The organism is Ferribacterium limneticum, from assembly GCF_020510625.1.
Taxonomy (GTDB): Bacteria; Pseudomonadota; Gammaproteobacteria; order Burkholderiales; family Rhodocyclaceae; genus Azonexus; species Azonexus limneticus_A.
This window is the reverse complement of sequence record NZ_CP075191.1, coordinates 3202501-3219925: the sequence shown is the minus strand read 5'-3', so window position 1 is coordinate 3219925 and position 17425 is coordinate 3202501. Positions and strand designations below refer to the sequence as shown.

At 56.9% G+C, this 17425-nt stretch carries 16 protein-coding genes, 3 tRNA genes and 1 rRNA gene; 6 read left to right on the top strand and 14 right to left on the bottom strand.

Annotated features, from left to right (window positions below; all coding sequences use genetic code 11):
- Positions 1–4 precede the first annotated feature (4 nt).
- Both KI617_RS15465 and KI617_RS15460 read right to left on the bottom strand, forming a co-directional pair.
- Positions 5–358, bottom strand: coding sequence for a flagellar protein FlaG (locus KI617_RS15465; RefSeq protein WP_226447747.1), 354 nt, complete (start codon positions 356–358; stop codon positions 5–7).
- Positions 359–450: 92 nt separating this feature from the next.
- Complete coding sequence (locus tag KI617_RS15460) at positions 451–1266, bottom strand: flagellin N-terminal helical domain-containing protein (RefSeq protein WP_226447745.1); 816 nt, start codon at positions 1264–1266, stop codon at positions 451–453.
- Between the two features lie 186 nt (positions 1267–1452).
- Here KI617_RS15460 and KI617_RS15455 point away from each other — a divergent pair, with 186 nt between their 5' ends.
- Positions 1453–3567, top strand: a complete 2115-nt coding sequence (locus KI617_RS15455; protein WP_226447743.1) for a tetratricopeptide repeat protein — start codon at positions 1453–1455, stop codon at positions 3565–3567.
- A gap of 51 nt (positions 3568–3618) precedes the next feature.
- On the opposite strand, the gene KI617_RS15450 is transcribed toward KI617_RS15455, so the two are convergent.
- The 11 genes from KI617_RS15450 to KI617_RS15400 form a co-directional block, all read right to left on the bottom strand.
- The gene (locus tag KI617_RS15450) at positions 3619–4332 is read right to left on the bottom strand and encodes a PIG-L deacetylase family protein (RefSeq protein ID WP_226447741.1); all 714 of its coding nucleotides are present in this window, start codon (positions 4330–4332) and stop codon (positions 3619–3621) included.
- A complete protein-coding gene (locus tag KI617_RS15445; protein WP_226447739.1) occupies positions 4329–4994 on the bottom strand; it encodes a class I SAM-dependent methyltransferase in 666 nt (221 codons plus the stop codon). The genes KI617_RS15450 and KI617_RS15445 overlap by 4 nt, the downstream gene beginning before the upstream one ends.
- Positions 4991–5677 (bottom strand): WbqC family protein, encoded by a 687-nt coding sequence (locus KI617_RS15440; protein WP_226447737.1) that lies wholly within the window; start codon positions 5675–5677, stop codon positions 4991–4993. The genes KI617_RS15445 and KI617_RS15440 overlap by 4 nt, the downstream gene beginning before the upstream one ends.
- Positions 5674–6135, bottom strand: coding sequence for an acyltransferase (locus KI617_RS15435; RefSeq protein WP_226447735.1), 462 nt, complete (start codon positions 6133–6135; stop codon positions 5674–5676). The genes KI617_RS15440 and KI617_RS15435 overlap by 4 nt, the downstream gene beginning before the upstream one ends.
- The gene (locus tag KI617_RS15430) at positions 6132–7187 is read right to left on the bottom strand and encodes an N-acetylneuraminate synthase family protein (RefSeq protein WP_226447733.1); all 1056 of its coding nucleotides are present in this window, start codon (positions 7185–7187) and stop codon (positions 6132–6134) included. The genes KI617_RS15435 and KI617_RS15430 overlap by 4 nt, the downstream gene beginning before the upstream one ends.
- Before the next feature lie 14 nt (positions 7188–7201).
- Positions 7202–8227 (bottom strand): UDP-2,4-diacetamido-2,4,6-trideoxy-beta-L-altropyranose hydrolase, encoded by a 1026-nt coding sequence (pseG, locus tag KI617_RS15425; RefSeq protein ID WP_226447731.1) that lies wholly within the window; start codon positions 8225–8227, stop codon positions 7202–7204.
- Positions 8224–8931 carry a pseudaminic acid cytidylyltransferase gene (gene pseF, locus KI617_RS15420; RefSeq protein ID WP_226447729.1) on the bottom strand — a complete coding sequence of 236 codons (708 nt, stop codon included), beginning with the start codon at positions 8929–8931 and terminating at the stop codon, positions 8224–8226. Before pseF ends, pseG begins: the two co-directional genes overlap by 4 nt.
- A gap of 19 nt (positions 8932–8950) precedes the next feature.
- On the bottom strand, positions 8951–9574 hold the full coding sequence (locus tag KI617_RS15415; protein WP_226447727.1) for a pseudaminic acid biosynthesis-associated methylase: 624 nt from the start codon (positions 9572–9574) through the stop codon (positions 8951–8953).
- Between the two features lie 112 nt (positions 9575–9686).
- Positions 9687–10829 (bottom strand): UDP-4-amino-4,6-dideoxy-N-acetyl-beta-L-altrosamine transaminase, encoded by a 1143-nt coding sequence (pseC, locus tag KI617_RS15410; RefSeq protein WP_226447725.1) that lies wholly within the window; start codon positions 10827–10829, stop codon positions 9687–9689.
- Complete coding sequence (gene pseB / locus KI617_RS15405) at positions 10826–11821, bottom strand: UDP-N-acetylglucosamine 4,6-dehydratase (inverting) (RefSeq protein ID WP_226447723.1); 996 nt, start codon at positions 11819–11821, stop codon at positions 10826–10828. The genes pseC and pseB overlap by 4 nt, the downstream gene beginning before the upstream one ends.
- A 48-nt stretch (positions 11822–11869) precedes the next feature.
- Positions 11870–13627, bottom strand: coding sequence for a GGDEF domain-containing protein (locus tag KI617_RS15400; protein WP_226447721.1), 1758 nt, complete (start codon positions 13625–13627; stop codon positions 11870–11872).
- A gap of 45 nt (positions 13628–13672) precedes the next feature.
- On the opposite strand from KI617_RS15400, the gene KI617_RS15395 reads away from it, so the two are divergent.
- Positions 13673–13746: transfer RNA gene (locus tag KI617_RS15395), tRNA-Thr, on the top strand.
- A gap of 5 nt (positions 13747–13751) precedes the next feature.
- Here KI617_RS15395 and KI617_RS15390 read toward each other — a convergent pair.
- The gene (locus tag KI617_RS15390; protein WP_226447719.1) at positions 13752–14579 is read right to left on the bottom strand and encodes an IclR family transcriptional regulator; all 828 of its coding nucleotides are present in this window, start codon (positions 14577–14579) and stop codon (positions 13752–13754) included.
- 68 nt (positions 14580–14647) lie between these two features.
- Between KI617_RS15390 and KI617_RS15385 the strand changes: the two genes are divergently transcribed.
- The 4 genes from KI617_RS15385 to KI617_RS15370 all read left to right on the top strand — a co-directional run bounded on the left by KI617_RS15385 (position 14648) and on the right by KI617_RS15370 (position 17368).
- Positions 14648–15268 (top strand): ParA family protein, encoded by a 621-nt coding sequence (locus tag KI617_RS15385; RefSeq protein ID WP_226447717.1) that lies wholly within the window; start codon positions 14648–14650, stop codon positions 15266–15268.
- A 67-nt stretch (positions 15269–15335) separates the two neighbouring features.
- A tRNA-Met gene (locus tag KI617_RS15380) sits at positions 15336–15411 on the top strand.
- Between the two features lie 283 nt (positions 15412–15694).
- Positions 15695–17232, top strand: a 16S ribosomal RNA gene (locus KI617_RS15375).
- A gap of 59 nt (positions 17233–17291) precedes the next feature.
- Positions 17292–17368, top strand: a tRNA-Ile gene (locus KI617_RS15370).
- Positions 17369–17425: the final 57 nt, after the last annotated feature.

Below are 17425 nucleotides of genomic sequence, written 5' to 3'. Positions count from 1 at the left end.
CAGTTTACGCCTTTTGATGGAGAAGCATTCCCTGAAGTTTATCCAGTGCCTTGGCAATAGCGACCATTTCCTCGGAGGGAATCTGCTTGATGACTTCCTTGGTTGTCACGTCGACGACCTTGACGATTGTATTGCCCGTATCTTCATCTATGCTGAAGCGCAGGGAGTTGTTTAGGTTGCTAACGAAATCATTGACCGCACTGACTGCGCCTTGCAGTTCTTCGGGTGTCTCTTTTTCTTTTGGATTTGAGATTTTTAGGTTGTTCAGGGGGGGGGGCTGAACAATGGAAGCCCCCTGTCCTGTGGTTAGGGGTTTTGGTATGGCGAACTGGGGACTGCCGATAGATTGAATGTTCATTGCCTTGCTCCCGTTGCATGGAAAAGGGGCGCGACAGCGATGTCGCTGACGCGCCCTTCTTGGCTACCTTGGCGGGCAGCCCTCCTATTCCATTACTGGATCAGAGACAGTACGTTCTGCGGTAGGGCGTTGGCTTGCGCCAGCATGGCGGTACCAGCTTGTTGCAGGATCTGGGCGCGGGACAACTTAGCTGTTTCAGCTGCATAGTCAGTATCCATGATCCGGCTACGAGCGGCATCGGTATTTTCCACGGAGGCCGACAGGGCGGAGATAACGCCTTCGAAACGGGACTGGTAGGAGCCGAGATTGGCCCGGGAGGTATTCAGCGTATCGATAGCAGTAGAAAGAGCATCCATTGCAGATACGGCCCCCGCTGATGTGGCGATCGCACTACCACTATAAACAGTCGAAAGGTCGGAGGTGGTAGCGCTAATCTGATCAGTAGTTGCGTTTGCGGCACCAACCTGGAAGGTGTAACTGCCCGCGCTTCCAGCGATGATCGCCTTGCCATTGAATTTCGTAGAAGTGGCGACACGTGCGACTTCACTCTGCAATTGCTGGAATTCTGCATCAAGCTTGCTGCGGTCGGTATCGGAGTACTGGCCGGAAGAGGCTTGAGTGGCCAGTTCGCGCATTCGCTGCAGGTGGCCGGCCATGACGCCAAGGCCGGCTTCGGCGGTCTGCATCATCGAAATGCCGTCGTTGGCGTTGCGGATACCGACGTTCATGCCCATGGACTGAGACTTCATTCGTTCGGCAATAGCGAGGCCCGCCGCATCGTCCTTGGCGCTATTGACGCGCAGGCCGGAAGATAGGCGTTGCAGAGCTTGGCTCAGATCGCCTTTAGATGAAAGCAGGTTGCGTTGTGCGTTGAGCGAAGCGACGTTGGTGTTGATTACTTGTGCCATGATGATCTCCAGTTGTGTCCTGATGTCTATTCCCGCTTGGCTGGCCCTTGGGGCTGGTGCGGGACTCGGGTTTCGTCCCTTGAATTCATTTACGGCACCTCATCGCAGAACTTTAGAAAATTTTTGTTGACGTTTTAAGTGTCCGGAAACGAGTATTCCCAGCATCAAATTTGCAAGGAGTTCGGCATGGTTGCCGCGCCAAAAGAAAAGCTCTCTATCCGTCTGTCCAAGGCTCGAAGCTTAGACGAGCAAGGGAGACTGGAGGAAGCAGGTGAGCTTTATCAGGGGATTGTGGTTGACCATCCAGAATGTGGCGAGGCTTGGTTTGGCTTGGGTGTGTTGGCCATGCGCATCGGTGATCTGGAGCTTGCAGCCATCTTCCTTGAGCAGGCTCGCGCCGACGGATTGGGTGATGTGGCCGTTCTCGTCAACCTAGGGGAGGTTTATCGTCGTCTGGGTCGGATAGATCAGGCGATCGATATCTTGAAGATGGCGTGCGACCGGGACAAGGGCAGTAGGGATGGTCGTATCAACTTGGCGGCGACATTGGCCGGTGCTGGGCGTTATGGGGAGGCTCTGGCGCCGTTGCAGGAGGCTGTGTTTCTAGATCCAAAATCCAGAGAGGCCTGGCTCATGAAGGGCGAGGTATATAAAAATTTGGGGCAATTGGAAGAAGCAGTTTCATCCTTTCGAGAAGTCCTGCTAGTTGACCCCCAAAGCAGTGATGCTCGACTGGGCTTGGCTGAGACACTGCGCTTGCAGAAGCAGTTCATGGCGGCCATTCCTGAGTTTGAGGCCTTGTTGCAGGTCGATGGCTGGCACCGTGGAGCTTTGACTGGACTGGCGGCCATAGCCCTTGAGCAGAAGGATTTTGCTGCGGCAGAGACCTTCTACCGTCAGGCGCTGGCCGCGGACCCTGAGTATTGGGAAGCACTTTTCGGCCTCGGCGTTGCCTGTCTGCGTGGAAGCAAGTATTCCTCGGCGGAGGAGGCGTTCCGTGGAGCGCTGGCGATTGATGGCCAGCGTCCAGATGCCTGGGTGCAGTTGGGTGAGGCTGTGTTCCATATGAATCGCTATGACGAAGCCAAGAGATATTATGAAAAAGGGTTGGAGCTAGATCCGAACTCCATTCCATGTCAAGTCGGTATTGGTAATGCTTTGCTGCATCTCGAACAGGTGGTTGCAGCCATCAGTCAATACCGGCTGATCGAAACCAGCTTGCCCGACGAGTTTCGGGTTCATGCCAATCTGGCCCTGGCTTATCAGGAAACGGGTCAATTCAGGCTGGCTGCCCGTCATGGGGTGCGGGCGGTTGAGTTGGGTTGCCACTCCGAGGATGTGGGCTTGGCCCAACAGAATCTGGCCCAGATTCTCCTGCGTCAGGGAAATCTTGAAGAAGGATGGCGGTATTACGAGCATCGTCAATCCAGTGACCGCGGCAAATCATTTTCCCTGCCAGCGTGGAGGGGAGAGTCCCTGGCTGGCAAAAGGATCTTCATATGGCAAGACCAAGGGGTGGGAGATGTGGTTTTCTTTGCCACGCTTTTTCAGGAAATTATCGATGAGGCAGAGGCTGTTGTCCTTGAATGTGACCGCAAGCTATTGCCGTTGCTTCGCCGTTCTTTTCCGGGTGCGGTGGTGGTGGCTCGCAATTTGAAAGAACTCCATCCTTTGGGGCAAAACGGACTTGATTGCCATTGTTCAGGAGGGAGTTTGCCTTTATTCCGGCGCCCGAACTTCGCTTCTTTCCCTAAACCACCGAGGGAGATTCTGCGCGTTGACCCGCTCAGGGCAAGTTACTGGCGTGATCGTCTACGTGCGTCCGGTGATGAGATAAAGGTCGGCATCTGCTGGCGCAGCATGATATCGAAGGGAAGGCGCGACCTCTCGTATTCCAAGCTGAGCGAATGGGGGGAAATATTCGCACTGCCAGGTGTTCGGCTTGTCAATCTGCAATACGATCGCTGCGAAAGTGAACTGGCGGAGGCAAAGAGCTTGTTTGGAAAGGACGTCTTGAATTTTCAAGAAGTCGACATGTTCGACGACTTGGACGAGGCTGCCGCTTTGATGTCCCAGCTTGATCTGGTTATATCGGCGCCGACCTCAGTCTCCATGCTGGCGGCTGCAGTCGGGACACCGACATGCTTGGCTACCACCTTTTTCGATTGGTCCTGTTTGGGGCGCAGGCGGGATCTCTGGTTCAGGCAGCTTCTGCGTTACCCGCGTAAGTGGAATCAGTCTTGGGGGGAGATATTCTCAGTGATGGCACAAGATATCCGAAGCCGGTTCAAGCTGGATTGATGCGACTATTCTGCTAGTCGGCTCGAAGTTTTTGGCTAGCAGCGATGAGTGTTAGGCGAGGTATTGCCCGAGGACATAGGCTTCCGCTGCCGATGTTCCGACGCTGGCACCACGCCAGCGGGCTAGGTGTTCGGAGGCCTCCAGCGAGCGTGCATGAGGCCAAGGCCGCATTTCTTGGCTGTAGGCCGCTAGAGCTTCCAGTTTCTTTTTTAGCGTTGCTTCGATGTCGATGAAATAATTCGGAGCAAAGCTTGCCGCCGGGCCAGCCATCCGCCACCCCGTGCTTGACGGTACTTCGAAGAACAGAATCTTGCGAATTCCCGACCCTGGTTGCGGGCGGCAGGCGGTTTGCACAGCTTCGCTCACCAGCCGGTGATCGATATTCAGGTCGTGGGGGAAGTGGGTGTAGACGGTGTCGGGGGCGGTCGCTTCGATGAAGGTCTCGACCGCCTTGACGATATCGAGGAAATCGACGCTGTCCAGGCGGTTGTCGGGGAAGTCGAGCAGCGTGAGCTGGCTGGTGCCGACGATCTGATGGGCAACCTGGGCGCTGCTGGCCAGATGTTGCAGGTTCGATACATGTTCTTTCGGCTGGCGCTGCGGTGTCCGGCTCGTTACTCCTTCAGCGACGATGAGCACGTTGACGGTGGCGCCAGCGGCAATGTGCCGGGCAATGGTGCCGCCGCACCCAAGAATTTCGTCGTCGGGGTGGGCAGCGATAACGGCAATGCGTTTTCCGTCCAGTTCGGTCCGGGGGGCGCTCATGGTTTGGCCGCCACGAAATTCCACCAGGCAAAACGCTCGCTGGCAGGGGTGAATACATCGTATTGCTTGTGCTCCAACCGCTCAATGCGGAAGCCGGTCTGCTGCAACAATTCTTCTAGGTGCTCGCGATCGCAGAAATGGACGTTGCCGGTGCCAGCGAGATGGCCACTATCGATATCAGTCCGGGTATGGCTGTCGGCCGGGGCGCCGAGGGTAGCGCTGCCGTGGGCGCTGGAGAACCAGTCGATGCCGATGAACTTCCCCCCCGGGCGCAGGTGCTGGAAAGCCAGAGCCAGGCCGCTACGGATGCCGGCGGTGGTGTTGTGGATCAGGGAGCCGCGGTCGACAATCAGGTCAAAAGGGCCGGGGAACGGGTATTCTCGGGTGAAGTCGCCGATCCGGATTCGTTCGCTCAAGGCAGGATAATGTTCCCGCAGTTGCTCGACAATGGCCGGGCTGCCTTCAACGGTGCTGTAGTCGACGCCCAGCCTGATGAAAAAGGGAATATTGGCCCCCGCACCACAACCGAGTTCCAGGACACGCTGATAGCCGTTTTTGGGTTTCGCGTACCGGTTCACATAAGACACGAGGTCTGACCAGGGCCAGATGCTCATGTGGGCGCTTTCACGGTAAAGCTGATCCCATTCGGGAGAGAAGGTCATGATGTGCCTTTGAAAAGTTGGGTATTCGGATTGTTGAACCAATAATCAACGATTGACATGGCCGGCAGAAAATCGCCATATAACTGAGCGTAAGTGGGGTGGGCGTAGTTTTGGTAGATGACGCCGATGCCGGCAGCGGTGAAATCCGCCTCCTGCAGGTAATTCTTTCCGAGGGCCCCGGAGATATATGTGGTGGCTCCCAGTTCCCGGCACAGGGCGAGCATGAGGTCAGATTTGCAGCCAGAGCTAGCCATCTCGCTGGATTTCACGATGCGGGTCCCGATGTCGAACTCGTCGAGCCAGAAACGTAATTGAGAGAAGCAGAGTTCAGCCAGGCCGGAAATGCCGTTGCTCTGTTCGTACCAGTTTTCGAGGCGTGGAAACCGCTGGGTGAAAAAAGGGGCCTTGCCGTAGTTCTGGGCGATCGATTTGAGGTGCTTGCCCCGCCAATCTCCCTCTTCCGCAATCAGCGTGGCGCCGAGATGGGACTCGCGATGACCGTGTGTGTGCAGCGGGATGGTCAGCCATAACGGACCCTGCGGCGTCTTGATCTGGTTGCGATGGGTGAAGCCTCGCTTTTCCAGTTGAACATTGTCGAGAAAAACATGTGAGTCGCTGCTGGCGATCTTGTCGAAATAGCCCAGCCAAGGAAGGTAAGCGGGTTGATGAATGCTGACGATCAAGATTCGGCCTCGTGATGGTCCTGCCGGATCTGATAGTACCCGGCCCGGATTTGCATCGGGTTGCCCGAAACGAGCGAATAGGGCGGGATCGGCTCGGTGCCGACGATCGTGCCGGCGGCGATGACCGAGTGATGGCCAATACTTGCACCGCCTCCAATGAAGGAGTGGGAACCGACGAAGACGTGATCCTCGATGACGATGTCGGCGCGCTCGATGGCTTCCTGCAGGCCGATGCAGCGCTTGTGGGAATCGGCACAATTAATCGAGACAAAGGAGGCGATGTCGCAGCTGTCGCCGATGCTCACCCGGGCTCCCTTGGCATTAATTTCGGAAAATCCGCCGATATAGACCCCCTCACCAATTTCTGGCTCCCCGTTGATCCAGACGAACGGGTGATAAGGGTTGCGCGGCATGTGGGTCAGGTTCGCGAGGTGCTGGGCGAATTCATCCGGGGTCATTTGGCGACATCTCCGAGGGTCAGCGGCTCGCCGCGCGTCAGGGCGCGGGTTGCCGTCTTGCCCAGGACAGCATCGAAGAGTTCTGGCGGCAAGCCCGTTCCTGGGCGCCGCAGGGCAACATTGTCCGTTGTCAGTGCCTGGCCTGCGGCGATGTCTTTGAGTGCCACCACGCTGCGACGGGCGATCTGGCGCATCGAGTGCTCGGCTGCAGTCGGGCGAACTGTCGCCGAGCCCAGCATCCGATGGGACTGGCGGATGGCAGCGACCCAGGCGGATAGTTCCTGCGGATTCTCGGAGAACCAGTGGTCAGGGCCTGGCAGGTCGTGGTCGAGAGTGAAGTGCTTCTCGAAGACGGAGGCACCCAGCGCCGTAGCCAGGGAGGAAGCCAGTGGCCCTTGCGTGTGATCCGAGAAGCCGACAGTCAGTGAAGGGAAGGCGGCCTGAAACGTGACGAGCTTGCGCAGGTTTACGTCCTCCGGCGGTGTGGGGTACTGGGAGGTGCACAGCAGCAGGATAGTCGGGTAGCCATCAAGGGCGCCGACGGTCTCCAGGGAGCGGAAGACTTCGCCGAGATCAGACATGCCGCAGGAAAGGATGAGTGGTAGCCCGGTTGTCGCATAGCTGCGCAGCAGGGGCAGGTTGGTGAAATCATCGGAACCGACCTTGACGGCAGCGATGCCGATTTCCAGCAGGAGGTCCAGGTCGCTTCGGTTCTGGGGTGTGGACAGGAAAGTGATGCCCTGTTTTTCGCATTCAGCCTTGATAGCGAACCAGGAGGAGCGTTCGAGTTCGTAGCGCCGGAACATGGCCAGCATCGATTCAGTCACTTCCTTACCCTGGGAGCGGTACGTATAGGTCTGCTCCGGATCGCCAACAAATTCCTCGGCCTTGAAGGTCTGGAACTTGATCGCATCGGCACCTGCTGATTTGGCGACGGTAATCATTGCCAGGGCCTTGTCCAGTTCGCCGTTATGGTTGATGCCGGCCTCGGCAATGACGAAGGGCGGATGGCTGGGGCCGATGGGGCGGTTGTTGATGAGGATTTCAGGCATGGCGTCTCCTGGGGTCAGTTTATCAGGCAGGTGGCGACCCGCGCCGCACCTTGTCCGTCGCAGATGGTGGCGGCGGCGGCCGACAGGCGGTACAGATGGTCTGCAGTCAGATTGTCGAGGGCTAAGGCGTAGTTCCAGGGGGCGAGGTCTGCGTACCAGCCGAGCAGGTCGTGGCCTCGGGCGTCGTGGACGGCACGGGCGATCTCGATCTGGTTGTCGGCGACCGTGGTGACCAGACCCGGCAGGCCCAGGGTGCAGCGCTCCCAAGTGGTGCTGCCGCCGGCCGTGATGGCGCAATCGGCCGCCACCATCAGTTCCGCCATGCGGTTGGTCTGGACGTGCAACAGAACCCTGGGAAGCTTGAGGCAGGCTGCTTCCACGACTGCGCGATGCGGGTTACCGGCCCCGATGACGACGTCGATGGCGAGGTCTCTCTGGCGCGATTGCGCAATGCCAGCAAGAACCTTAGTCGTCTCGTTTTCGGCATCGCAGCCGCCCATGCATACGAGCAGTCGTTCCAGTTGCCCTCGGCGGCGGGCAAGGGCTGCCGGGCGGCTAGCAGCGAACTCTGGGCGGACGAGGGCATAGGCCGGGCCGAGCAGCAGGCGGCAGGTGGCGGGAACGACCTGCTGGTAGCGGGCCTGCACTTGGTTGGGGAAGTTTTGGTCGAGCAACAGATCGACAGCGTGGGGGCGCGCCAGGTCGTCGATGGCCATGGTCCGTCTGGCACGGTTAGCTAGCTGCTTTTCCCAGGCCGTGTCCAGGTGGTAGTGGTCTACGACCAGCCCATCAAAGTCCTCCTCGCCGAGCAGATTCAGGCTGGCCGCGGCGTCGGCTTGCTCGTCGTGCCATTCAGAGGGAAGGGCGAGAACTTTGTGGCCGGCTGCAGAGAGCCAGTCATTCAAGTTGCCAGGGCACCGGCGGCTCAGAAAGGTGGTGTCATGGCCGCTTAGCCGAAGTTGGCCGGCCAGGGTAGCGCAGCGGACGACATGCCCGGCGCCGATGTTGGTGGAGGAGTCAGCCCGGATGAGGAATTTCATCCCTGGTCGGCAGCCCGACTTTGCCAGGCTGCATACATCAGTTCTGCCCGTTCCCAGTCCTCCAGTGTATCGATGTCCTGGACCAGATGCCGGGGCAGAATGACGGGGGCGGAGTGGGAGGCGAAGAGCGGTAATCTGTTGGTGAAGGCAGACGTCTTCCCCCAGTAGAACTGACCGGCGTCGTGGTAAGCCTCTTCGAGGTCCTGGGAGCGCGCCTCGATGAATTCTGGGAAGCAGGGAGCGACGCCGCCGCCATCCGCCAGAAGCCGGATGGCGCGGAAGATGGGAAACGCGAAGCTGGTGACCGAGAAGGCGAATTCCTTGCCGGAGTCTTCCAATATCTCGAATCCCCGGCGTAGGTTGTAGCCGGTGACGAACGGTGCGGTGGCGTAAATGCAGCAGGCCAGGGTTGCCGGCGTGCCGCCTGCGGCTAGCCATTCGAGAGCGTGAGCCACAACCTCGTTGGTGCCGGCGTGGTCGTCGGCTAGTTGGTGGGGCCGGAGGAACGGTGCTTCGGCACCCCAAGAATGGGCGACGGCGGCGATTTCTTCGTCGTCGGTGGAAACGATTATCCGGTCAAAAATCCCCGCATCCAAGGCGGCGCCGATCGAATGGGCGATGATGGGCTTGTCTGCGAAAGGTCGGATATTTTTGCGCGGAATACGTTTGCTGCCGCCGCGGGCGGGAATGATGGCGACGATCATCGTGAGCCTGCCGCCGCTGTCAGCGTTTTTCCAGCAGGAACCAAGTCGTGTCGTCCTGGGGGAAATTGGCATCGCGATGATAGGCAAACCCATAATCGACCAGGGAGAGATCAGGGAAGCGATCAAGCATTTCGCCGGCAAAGTCTCGTTTGAAGAGGCGCTGGCTATGGCCACGATAGGAGACTTCCACTGGCGTCGGATTGTAGTACTCGGCAAGGCAGATGTAGCGTGAACTGCTCTTGTAGAGCCGGTCGTAGACCTCGCTCAGGCTGTCGGGATCGATATGGATTAATACCCCCTTGATGAGGGTGAGGTCGTAGGTCCGGCTTGTATTGAATTCGAGAATTGATGCCGCATGGACGTCTAGTTCCGGGATCGATGAGAGTTTATCGACCGCCTTGGGGTTGATCTCGATTGCAGCCAATTCGATGCCGGGTACCAGCGCCCGCAGGGCTACGAGATTCAGACCGATGTTGGCTCCAAACTCGATTGCACTACGTACGCCGATGGTACGCCGCAGGATCTGGGAAAAAAGGGACAGATTGGGGCTGACGAGGGACCGGTCGTCATTTCGCTGACAGTAGGCGTTGCCGAATTCACCGGCCCAGAAGGCTTCTTGTTCCGTGGCAAAGGATTTTGTCATGTTCGTACCAAGTTTGAATGAGTAGGACGGGGGACTTCGATGATGCAAATATAGCGGTAGTTTTCCGCATTGTCTTGAGTTGCGGCAACTGGGTATGGGTAGGTAGCGTTTTCTAGGCGCCGAGGGCTCTGCGCAAAATGACGCAGACCTTGTCTTGCTCGCCCTCCGTCAGCGCAGGATAGATCGGCAGCGATATGGCTTCGCTGTAATACGCCTCTGCTGCAGGGAAATCTCCGGGATTGAATCCCCGTTGGCGGAAATAGGGTTGCAGATGAATTGGAATGTAGTGCACTTGAACACCGATCCCTGCCGCCTGCATGGTTTCGAAGATGGCTCGGCGGTGAACGGCGTCGACGCGAACTGGGTAAAGATGCCAGGCAGATTCGTTGTTGGGTATGGGAAGTCTGACTGGTAGCCCATCCAGCATCTGTGCATAGCGGTGGGCCAGGTATCGGCGACGGGCGAGAAATTCATCAAGCCGACGAAGCTGGCTTAGTCCCAGCGCGGCTTGGATATCCGTCAGTCGGTAGTTGAATCCGAGTTCGATCTGCTGATAGTGCCAAGGGCCGTCGCAGGGGCTTGGCATCAGGTCCTGGTCGCGGGTGATGCCGTGGCTGCGCAGGCGCTGCAGGTGAGTGGCAATGGCCGGGTCGTTGGTGAGCGCCATACCGCCTTCGCCGGTGGTGATGATCTTGACCGGGTGGAAGCTGAATATGGTGATATCAGAATGGAGACAATTTCCCACCGGCTCTCCGTCGTAGAGGGCGCCTACTGCATGAGATGCATCCTCAATAATGCGGAAGCCGTAATGTTGTCCTAGCTGCGCTATGGCCGCCATGTCACAGGTGCGGCCGGAAAAGTGAACGGGAATTATCACCTTGGGTAGTTTTCTTTGGGCCGCCGCCACTTTGAGTTTGGCCTCGAGATTAGCAATGCTGAGGTTGAGGGTGACCGGGTCGATATCGACGAAATCTGCGGTGGCTCCGCAGTAGTGAGCGCAATTAGCGGAGGCAACAAAACTGTTGGGGCTGGTCCATACGTGGTCGCCAGGCCTTACGCCAAGGGCTGTGCAAGCTAGATGCAGGGCGGCAGTAGCATTGCTGACGGCTACCGCGTAGTTTACTTCGCAGCGTCTCGCAAAGGCTCCCTCCAGGGCCGGAACCACCGGCCCCTGAGTCAGCCACGCTGAGCGCAGTACCGCAACGACGCTTTCAATGTCGGCGTCGTCGATGGATTGTCGACCGTAGGGAATCATGTGGTCTGGCGGCTCAGGGCTTCGATTTCCGGTACCGTGAGGAATACCGGATTGGTGTCGGAAGCATATTTGAAGCCTTCCCCGACGGGGGTGCCGGTTTCGTTCCGCCCATTGATCTGGTAGTTACGGCCGCTGACGAAGCGGATTGACGGCGTGATCACGTAGTGGTCGGGGAATTCCAGAGTGATCGGGCTATCATCTCTGGAAATCATTAGTTCGTGGAGCTTCTCTCCGGGCCGGATGCCAATGAGCTTCACTGGTAGATCGGGGGCCATAGCCTTGACCAAGTCGGTGATTAGGGCAGAGGGGATCTTGGGAACAAAGAGTTCGCCGCCGTACATGCGCTCGAAAGCTTTTATGACGAAATCGGTACCTTCCTGTAGGGTGATCCAGAAGCGCGTCATGCGCGGATCGGTGATGGGAAGTTCCATGGCGCCTTCGCTGATGAGTTTGCGGAAAAGGGGCATTACAGATCCTCGCGAACCGGCCACGTTTCCGTAGCGCACCACGGCAAAGCGGGTATCCTGCTTGCCTACCGTATTGTTGGCAGCGATGAAAAGTTTGTCTGATAGAAGCTTGGTGGCACCGTAGAGATTGATTGGGCTTGCTGCCTTGTCGGTGGACAGGGCTACTACTTTCTTGACGCCGTTGGAGACGGCAGCGGCGATGACATTCTCGGCGCCGCCGACGTTGGTCTTGATGCATTCGCCCGGGTTGTATTCGGCGGCTGGAACTTGTTTTAGGGCGGCGGCATGGACAATGAAGTCGACATCGCGCGTCGCTTGCCGCAGGCGCTCGCCATCCCGGACATCGCCGATAAAGAAACGCATCTGCTCCTGAGCAAAGTCCTGTTGCATCTCGTATTGCTTTAGCTCGTCCCGAGAGTAGACGATGACCCGACGCGGTTTGTAGCGGCTGAGCAGGGTGGCAATAAATTTGCGCCCGAAGGAGCCGGTACCGCCGGTGACTAGGACACTGCTGTTGTCGAACATTTTGTCTCCCGAATTTGTTTGTTGGGTTCTGGGTGTTATTTGAAGGGGCTAACTAGTAAGTACCCGGTTCTTACCGCTCCGCTTGGCCTCGTACATGGCTTCGTCGGCCCGCTTGATCAAGCTGGCTTGATTGTCGGTGGGCCGCATCTGTGTCACGCCTGCGCTGAAGGTGATCAATACTTTTTCGTTTGCGTGCAGGAAAAACTTCTTGGTGAGCTCGCGCTGCAGGCGGGTCAGTGCGACCACGCCGTCATCGAGCGAGGTCTCCGGCAACAGGATGATGAACTCTTCGCCGCCGTAACGGGCTACGGTGTCTTGTGGGCGCAGGGTTTCCCGGCAGATCGTGGCGAGGTGGATGAGTGCTTCGTCACCGGTGTCGTGGCCCATTGAGTCGTTGAGTTTCTTGAAGTTGTCGATGTCGATCAGCGCCACACAGAGGGTCGCATCGTGGCGGGTGGCGCGGGCGGCTTCCTTGGCGAATGTTTCTTCCAGCCCACGGCGGTTGAGTACGCCGGTGAGCTGGTCGTGGCGGACGAGGTCGCTGGTGGTTTCGAGTTCGCGTTCGAGTTCCTGGATGCGCGCTTCGGATTCCTGCACTTTTTGCCGGGTGGACTGCAGTTCGTCGCGCGAGCGCTGGGCGTTGATCTGGATCGTTCGTGTTTCGCGCATGACTTCGCCGAGGACGGTTTCGAGTTCGGAGATGTCGTTGGCTGAGCTTATTTTTTCGGCGCAGCTTTCAATTTTGTCGTGATAGTCGGAGGTGGCTTCGGCAAAGTCGGCAAGATGGTCGACGAAACCGGCCAGCATGTGTTTGATGGCATCGCGGGCTTCTGACAGGCTGGCTTTAAGTTGCGCTTGCTTGAACAGGACTTCTTTCAGGCGACTTTCGGCATCGTCAAGGGCGCGCTGGGAGAGCGGCTTGTCGATGATTTCACGCACGACGGCGATTTGGCCGTGTAGCCAGTGGTCGTCGAGGACGAGTTCGGTGATGTTGCCAACGAGCAGACGGAGCAGGTTAAGGAGGCTGTGACGTAGCTCGGCCTGGTCTTCGGCTAGCAGTTCGAGCTTGAAGGCGAAGCGCTTGAGGCGGGTGAGAAATTCCTGCAGCTGCGCCGGGCTGACGGCAGTCCGGATATCGTTGGCCAGCACCTTGGCATCGCTAGAAAGCTGGGGGCTTTCGAGCAACTGGGTGGCGATGGCGGTTTCGAGGGTGAAAGCGAATAGTTCTCGCAGTTCGGGTAAAAGATCACTCGCTGCTGCAGGCGATGCGGTAACTGGCGTGGTTTCTGAAGCATTTGCTTCGGCCGTGGGGGCTGCTTCTATTTCCTTGCCGTGACCCCATGAGCGCAGGAGACTTTGCAGTCGATTGAACAGAGTGTCCGGATTGGCCCCGCTATTGGTTAATACGTGTTCCAGCGATTCACGCTTTCGGGCGGCAGTCAGGCCTGGGTGCTTGGCGTCCCACTGACGCAGGAGGTCAGTGATGAGTTCTGACCAGCTTAGCTTTTGAGATTCGGCCAAGGCCGAGATGAAATCAGTCAGGCATTTTTTGTAATCTTCCCAGTTGGCAGCCTTGACTGCTTCGTCCAGTTGTCGCGCCAGGCGTAGTTGGTCCGGTGATACTTTGGGAAGCGCGGCAGCCAGTGAGCGTAGTTGTGATTCGGGGAATGAATTTCCTGCCGGCTTGGTGCCTGCTATCTCATGGTATAGCGTGAGATAGTTGTCCGGAGAGGGGGGGATTCTGCGGGTAGCCAGCAGGCGCAATGTTTCCCGGGCAATCTCGAAAGGATTGGTGAGTGTGGTCATGTTGAAATTCGGATGATCAGGCTATAATCTCGCCCCATTGCTCGGGCCCCCGTAGCATGAAGGTCGTGCAGTTGATTTGTAATCATCAGGTAGCGGTTCGATTCCGTTCGGGGGCACCAGCAAGCTATTCGGCCATACTGCCGTAGCCTAGGCGGTGTGACAGGCTCATCGAAGCTGCCAGCATTGCCTTGGCAACAGGGCTCTCCCATTCCACGTCGAATTCCCCCATTGATCCAAGCGAGGTGATCGCGGCGACCATGCTTCCTGTGTGATCGTAAACAGGGGCACTAAAGCCGTTGATGCCCGGTGTAAGGCTGCCAGTGGCGCGTGCAATGCCGTGGGAGCGGATTTCAGTCAGGCTTTTTTCCAGTTGCCGGCGAAGGGTTGTAATAGCCGTTTTGCTGGATTCTGAAATTTCTTTCAGTTCGTCATCCAGCATTTTCTTGAGGAAGGGTGAGCGATAGAACGTGGCAAAGGCTCGCCCTGTTGCCGAATTGCACAATGGCAAGGTTGTTCCAGGGCGTAGCGTGATTGTGATCGGGCCGCCAGCGTCAACAATTCTCACAATGGTTGCGCCATGAGTCCCCCAAACAGCAAGGGCCACGGTCTCGTGAATTTCTTCGCATAGCGCTTCAAGGATAGGGCCTGACAAGCGGACAGGGTCAAGTCGTCCTAAGCCTGATAAACCGAGTTCCAGTGCGTAGGCGCCGAGGTCGTAGCGACCGCTGCTGGCATCCTGTTCAACAATGCCGATACGCAGAAAACTGACCATATAGCGGTGCGCTTTGGCTGCCGGCATCCCGGCGCCTTTTGCAATGTCCCGCAGCATCATCGGACGATTGGTGGCTGCCAGTACTCGAAGCAGGCGAAAGCCTACCTCCACAGACTGGATTCCCTGACGATCGCTTGCGACTTTAGTGACCATGGTTTTCTTGTGAGATAAAAGCTCCATTCTATGCATCTATGACGCCCTTGCGGTGGCGAATATAATGCCCTCGCAAATATATATAAGGGGGTCATATGCGGGCAGTTCTGGTTGCAAATCCGAAAGGTGGGGCTGGCAAGACAACGCTGGCAACGAATCTGTCCGGCTATTTCGCGAATCAAGGCAAGAAAACGACCTTGTGTGATCTTGATCGTCAGCAATCATCGCTGCGCTGGATGGCTTTTCGTGACCCAGTCTTGCCGCCGATTACGGGGTATTTTGCTGGGAACCAGATTAGCCTGAATTTGCCGCGTGAGGCTGACTGGGTCGTGGTTGATGCGCCCGCTGGTTTGCAGGGCTACAAGTTGTCCGATTATTTAAAAGTAGTCGATAAAGTGCTGGTTCCACTTGTGCCCTCAGTATTTGATATGGCGGCCACCGAGGATTTTCTGAACTCCATACGCAATGAAGTTCGTGGGGTGAGAATGAAAGTTGGCATCGTTGCTATGCGTGTTGATCCACGCACCCGAGCTGCCTCCATGCTTGAAGAGTTCCTGAAGCACTTTGATATCCCTATTGTTGCCTATCTTCGCAATACTCAGAATTACGTCAATGTCGCAGCCGCGGGATCTACTGTATTTGATTCGCCGCGTGCGAAGCATCGCCGAGATATGGGGCAGTGGTCATCGCTGATTGAGTGGGTGGAAAAGAAATAATCTCTATATCGCCAAATTCTCCTTGACGCGCCGGGGCTGTGTCTGGATAATGCGCCCCTCTGACGGACGCGGGGTGGAGCAGTTGGCAGCTCGTCGGGCTCATAACCCGAAGGTCGCAGGTTCAAGTCCTGCCCCCGCAACCAACCCAGAGAGTAAAAAGCTTCAGGTTAATTTTTGCTGAAGTGCTTGACGGGGTAAGGGGTTTGCTTCATAATCTCGCCTCTCTGCTGCTGACGCTTCAAACGAAATGGCGCGGTGGAATTGATCTTTAACAAATTGGACAACCGATAAGTGTGGGTGTCTTGATGCGAAGTGACTTTGGTCACAAAAAAGCATTAAAGGCAAACGCACTGAAGTAAGGATGGAGAAATCCATTCAGGTAGAGCAATCTACCGTCAGTGAGAATGCGAGTTATATTGTTGGATTAAACTGAAGAGTTTGATCCTGGCTCAGATTGAACGCTGGCGGCATGCCTTACACATGCAAGTCGAACGGCAGCACGGGAGCAATCCTGGTGGCGAGTGGCGAACGGGTGAGTAATATATCGGAACGTACCTTTCAGTGGGGGATAACGTAGCGAAAGTTACGCTAATACCGCATATTCTGTGAGCAGGAAAGCAGGGGATCTTAGGACCTTGCGCTGATTGAGCGGCCGATATCAGATTAGCTAGTTGGTGAGGTAAAGGCTCACCAAGGCGACGATCTGTAGCGGGTCTGAGAGGATGATCCGCCACACTGGAACTGAGACACGGTCCAGACTCCTACGGGAGGCAGCAGTGGGGAATTTTGGACAATGGGGGCAACCCTGATCCAGCCATGCCGCGTGAGTGAAGAAGGCCTTCGGGTTGTAAAGCTCTTTCAGCCGGGAAGAAAACGCATGGGTTAATACCCTGTGTGGATGACGGTACCGGAATAAGAAGCACCGGCTAACTACGTGCCAGCAGCCGCGGTAATACGTAGGGTGCGAGCGTTAATCGGAATTACTGGGCGTAAAGCGTGCGCAGGCGGTTTTGTAAGACAGGCGTGAAATCCCCGGGCTCAACCTGGGAACTGCGTTTGTGACTGCAAGGCTAGAGTATGGCAGAGGGGGGTGGAATTCCACGTGTAGCAGTGAAATGCGTAGAGATGTGGAGGAACACCGATGGCGAAGGCAGCCCCCTGGGCCAATACTGACGCTCATGCACGAAAGCGTGGGTAGCAAACAGGATTAGATACCCTGGTAGTCCACGCCCTAAACGATGTCAACTAGGTGTTGGGTGGGTAAAACCATTTAGTACCGGAGCTAACGCGTGAAGTTGACCGCCTGGGGAGTACGGCCGCAAGGTTAAAACTCAAAGGAATTGACGGGGACCCGCACAAGCGGTGGATGATGTGGATTAATTCGATGCAACGCGAAAAACCTTACCTACCCTTGACATGTCCAGAAGCCCTTAGAGATTTGGGTGTGCCCGAAAGGGAGCTGGAACACAGGTGCTGCATGGCTGTCGTCAGCTCGTGTCGTGAGATGTTGGGTTAAGTCCCGCAACGAGCGCAACCCTTGTCGTTAATTGCCATCATTTAGTTGGGCACTTTAACGAGACTGCCGGTGACAAACCGGAGGAAGGTGGGGATGACGTCAAGTCCTCATGGCCCTTATGGGTAGGGCTTCACACGTCATACAATGGTCGGTACAAAGGGTCGCCAACCCGCGAGGGGGAGCCAATCCCAGAAAGCCGATCGTAGTCCGGATCGTAGGCTGCAACTCGCCTGCGTGAAGTCGGAATCGCTAGTAATCGTGGATCAGCATGTCACGGTGAATACGTTCCCGGGTCTTGTACACACCGCCCGTCACACCATGGGAGCGGGTTCCGCCAGAAGTAGGTAGCCTAACCGCAAGGGGGGCGCTTACCACGGCGGGGTTCGTGACTGGGGTGAAGTCGTAACAAGGTAGCCGTAGGGGAACCTGCGGCTGGATCACCTCCTTTCTAGAGAAGCATCCTGGCACCCACAACTTATCGGTTGTTCATGAGTAGCAAACAGACGAGGGTCTGTAGCTCAGTCGGTTAGAGCACCGTCTTGATAAGGCGGGGGTCGTTGGTTCGATTCCAACCAGACCCACCAAGTCAGTGGTTAGTCGGTAGTCAATAGTCGTTAGCTTTTGCTAGCAGCTAATAACTA

Excerpts from the sequence above, each read along its gene's own strand:
- pseB (WP_226447723.1), bottom strand. The coding sequence starts at position 11,821 with ATGTTCGACAACAGCAGTGTCCTAGTCACCGGCGGTACCGGCTCCTTC.
- KI617_RS15390 (WP_226447719.1), bottom strand. The coding sequence starts at position 14,579 with ATGGAGCTTTTATCTCACAAGAAAACCATGGTCACTAAAGTCGCAAGC.
- KI617_RS15450 (WP_226447741.1), bottom strand. The coding sequence starts at position 4,332 with ATGAGCGCCCCCCGGACCGAACTGGACGGAAAACGCATTGCCGTTATC.
- KI617_RS15460 (WP_226447745.1), bottom strand. The coding sequence starts at position 1,266 with ATGGCACAAGTAATCAACACCAACGTCGCTTCGCTCAACGCACAACGC.
- pseC (WP_226447725.1), bottom strand. The coding sequence starts at position 10,829 with ATGATTCCCTACGGTCGACAATCCATCGACGACGCCGACATTGAAAGC.
- KI617_RS15400 (WP_226447721.1), bottom strand. The coding sequence starts at position 13,627 with ATGACCACACTCACCAATCCTTTCGAGATTGCCCGGGAAACATTGCGC.
- KI617_RS15435 (WP_226447735.1), bottom strand. The coding sequence starts at position 6,135 with ATGACCCCGGATGAATTCGCCCAGCACCTCGCGAACCTGACCCACATG.
- pseG (WP_226447731.1), bottom strand. The coding sequence starts at position 8,227 with ATGAAATTCCTCATCCGGGCTGACTCCTCCACCAACATCGGCGCCGGG.
- KI617_RS15465 (WP_226447747.1), bottom strand. The coding sequence starts at position 358 with ATGAACATTCAATCTATCGGCAGTCCCCAGTTCGCCATACCAAAACCC.
- KI617_RS15430 (WP_226447733.1), bottom strand. The coding sequence starts at position 7,187 with ATGCCTGAAATCCTCATCAACAACCGCCCCATCGGCCCCAGCCATCCG.
- pseF (WP_226447729.1), bottom strand. The coding sequence starts at position 8,931 with ATGATCGTCGCCATCATTCCCGCCCGCGGCGGCAGCAAACGTATTCCG.
- KI617_RS15385 (WP_226447717.1), top strand. The coding sequence starts at position 14,648 with ATGCGGGCAGTTCTGGTTGCAAATCCGAAAGGTGGGGCTGGCAAGACA.
- KI617_RS15445 (WP_226447739.1), bottom strand. The coding sequence starts at position 4,994 with ATGACCTTCTCTCCCGAATGGGATCAGCTTTACCGTGAAAGCGCCCAC.
- KI617_RS15455 (WP_226447743.1), top strand. The coding sequence starts at position 1,453 with ATGGTTGCCGCGCCAAAAGAAAAGCTCTCTATCCGTCTGTCCAAGGCT.
- KI617_RS15415 (WP_226447727.1), bottom strand. The coding sequence starts at position 9,574 with ATGACAAAATCCTTTGCCACGGAACAAGAAGCCTTCTGGGCCGGTGAA.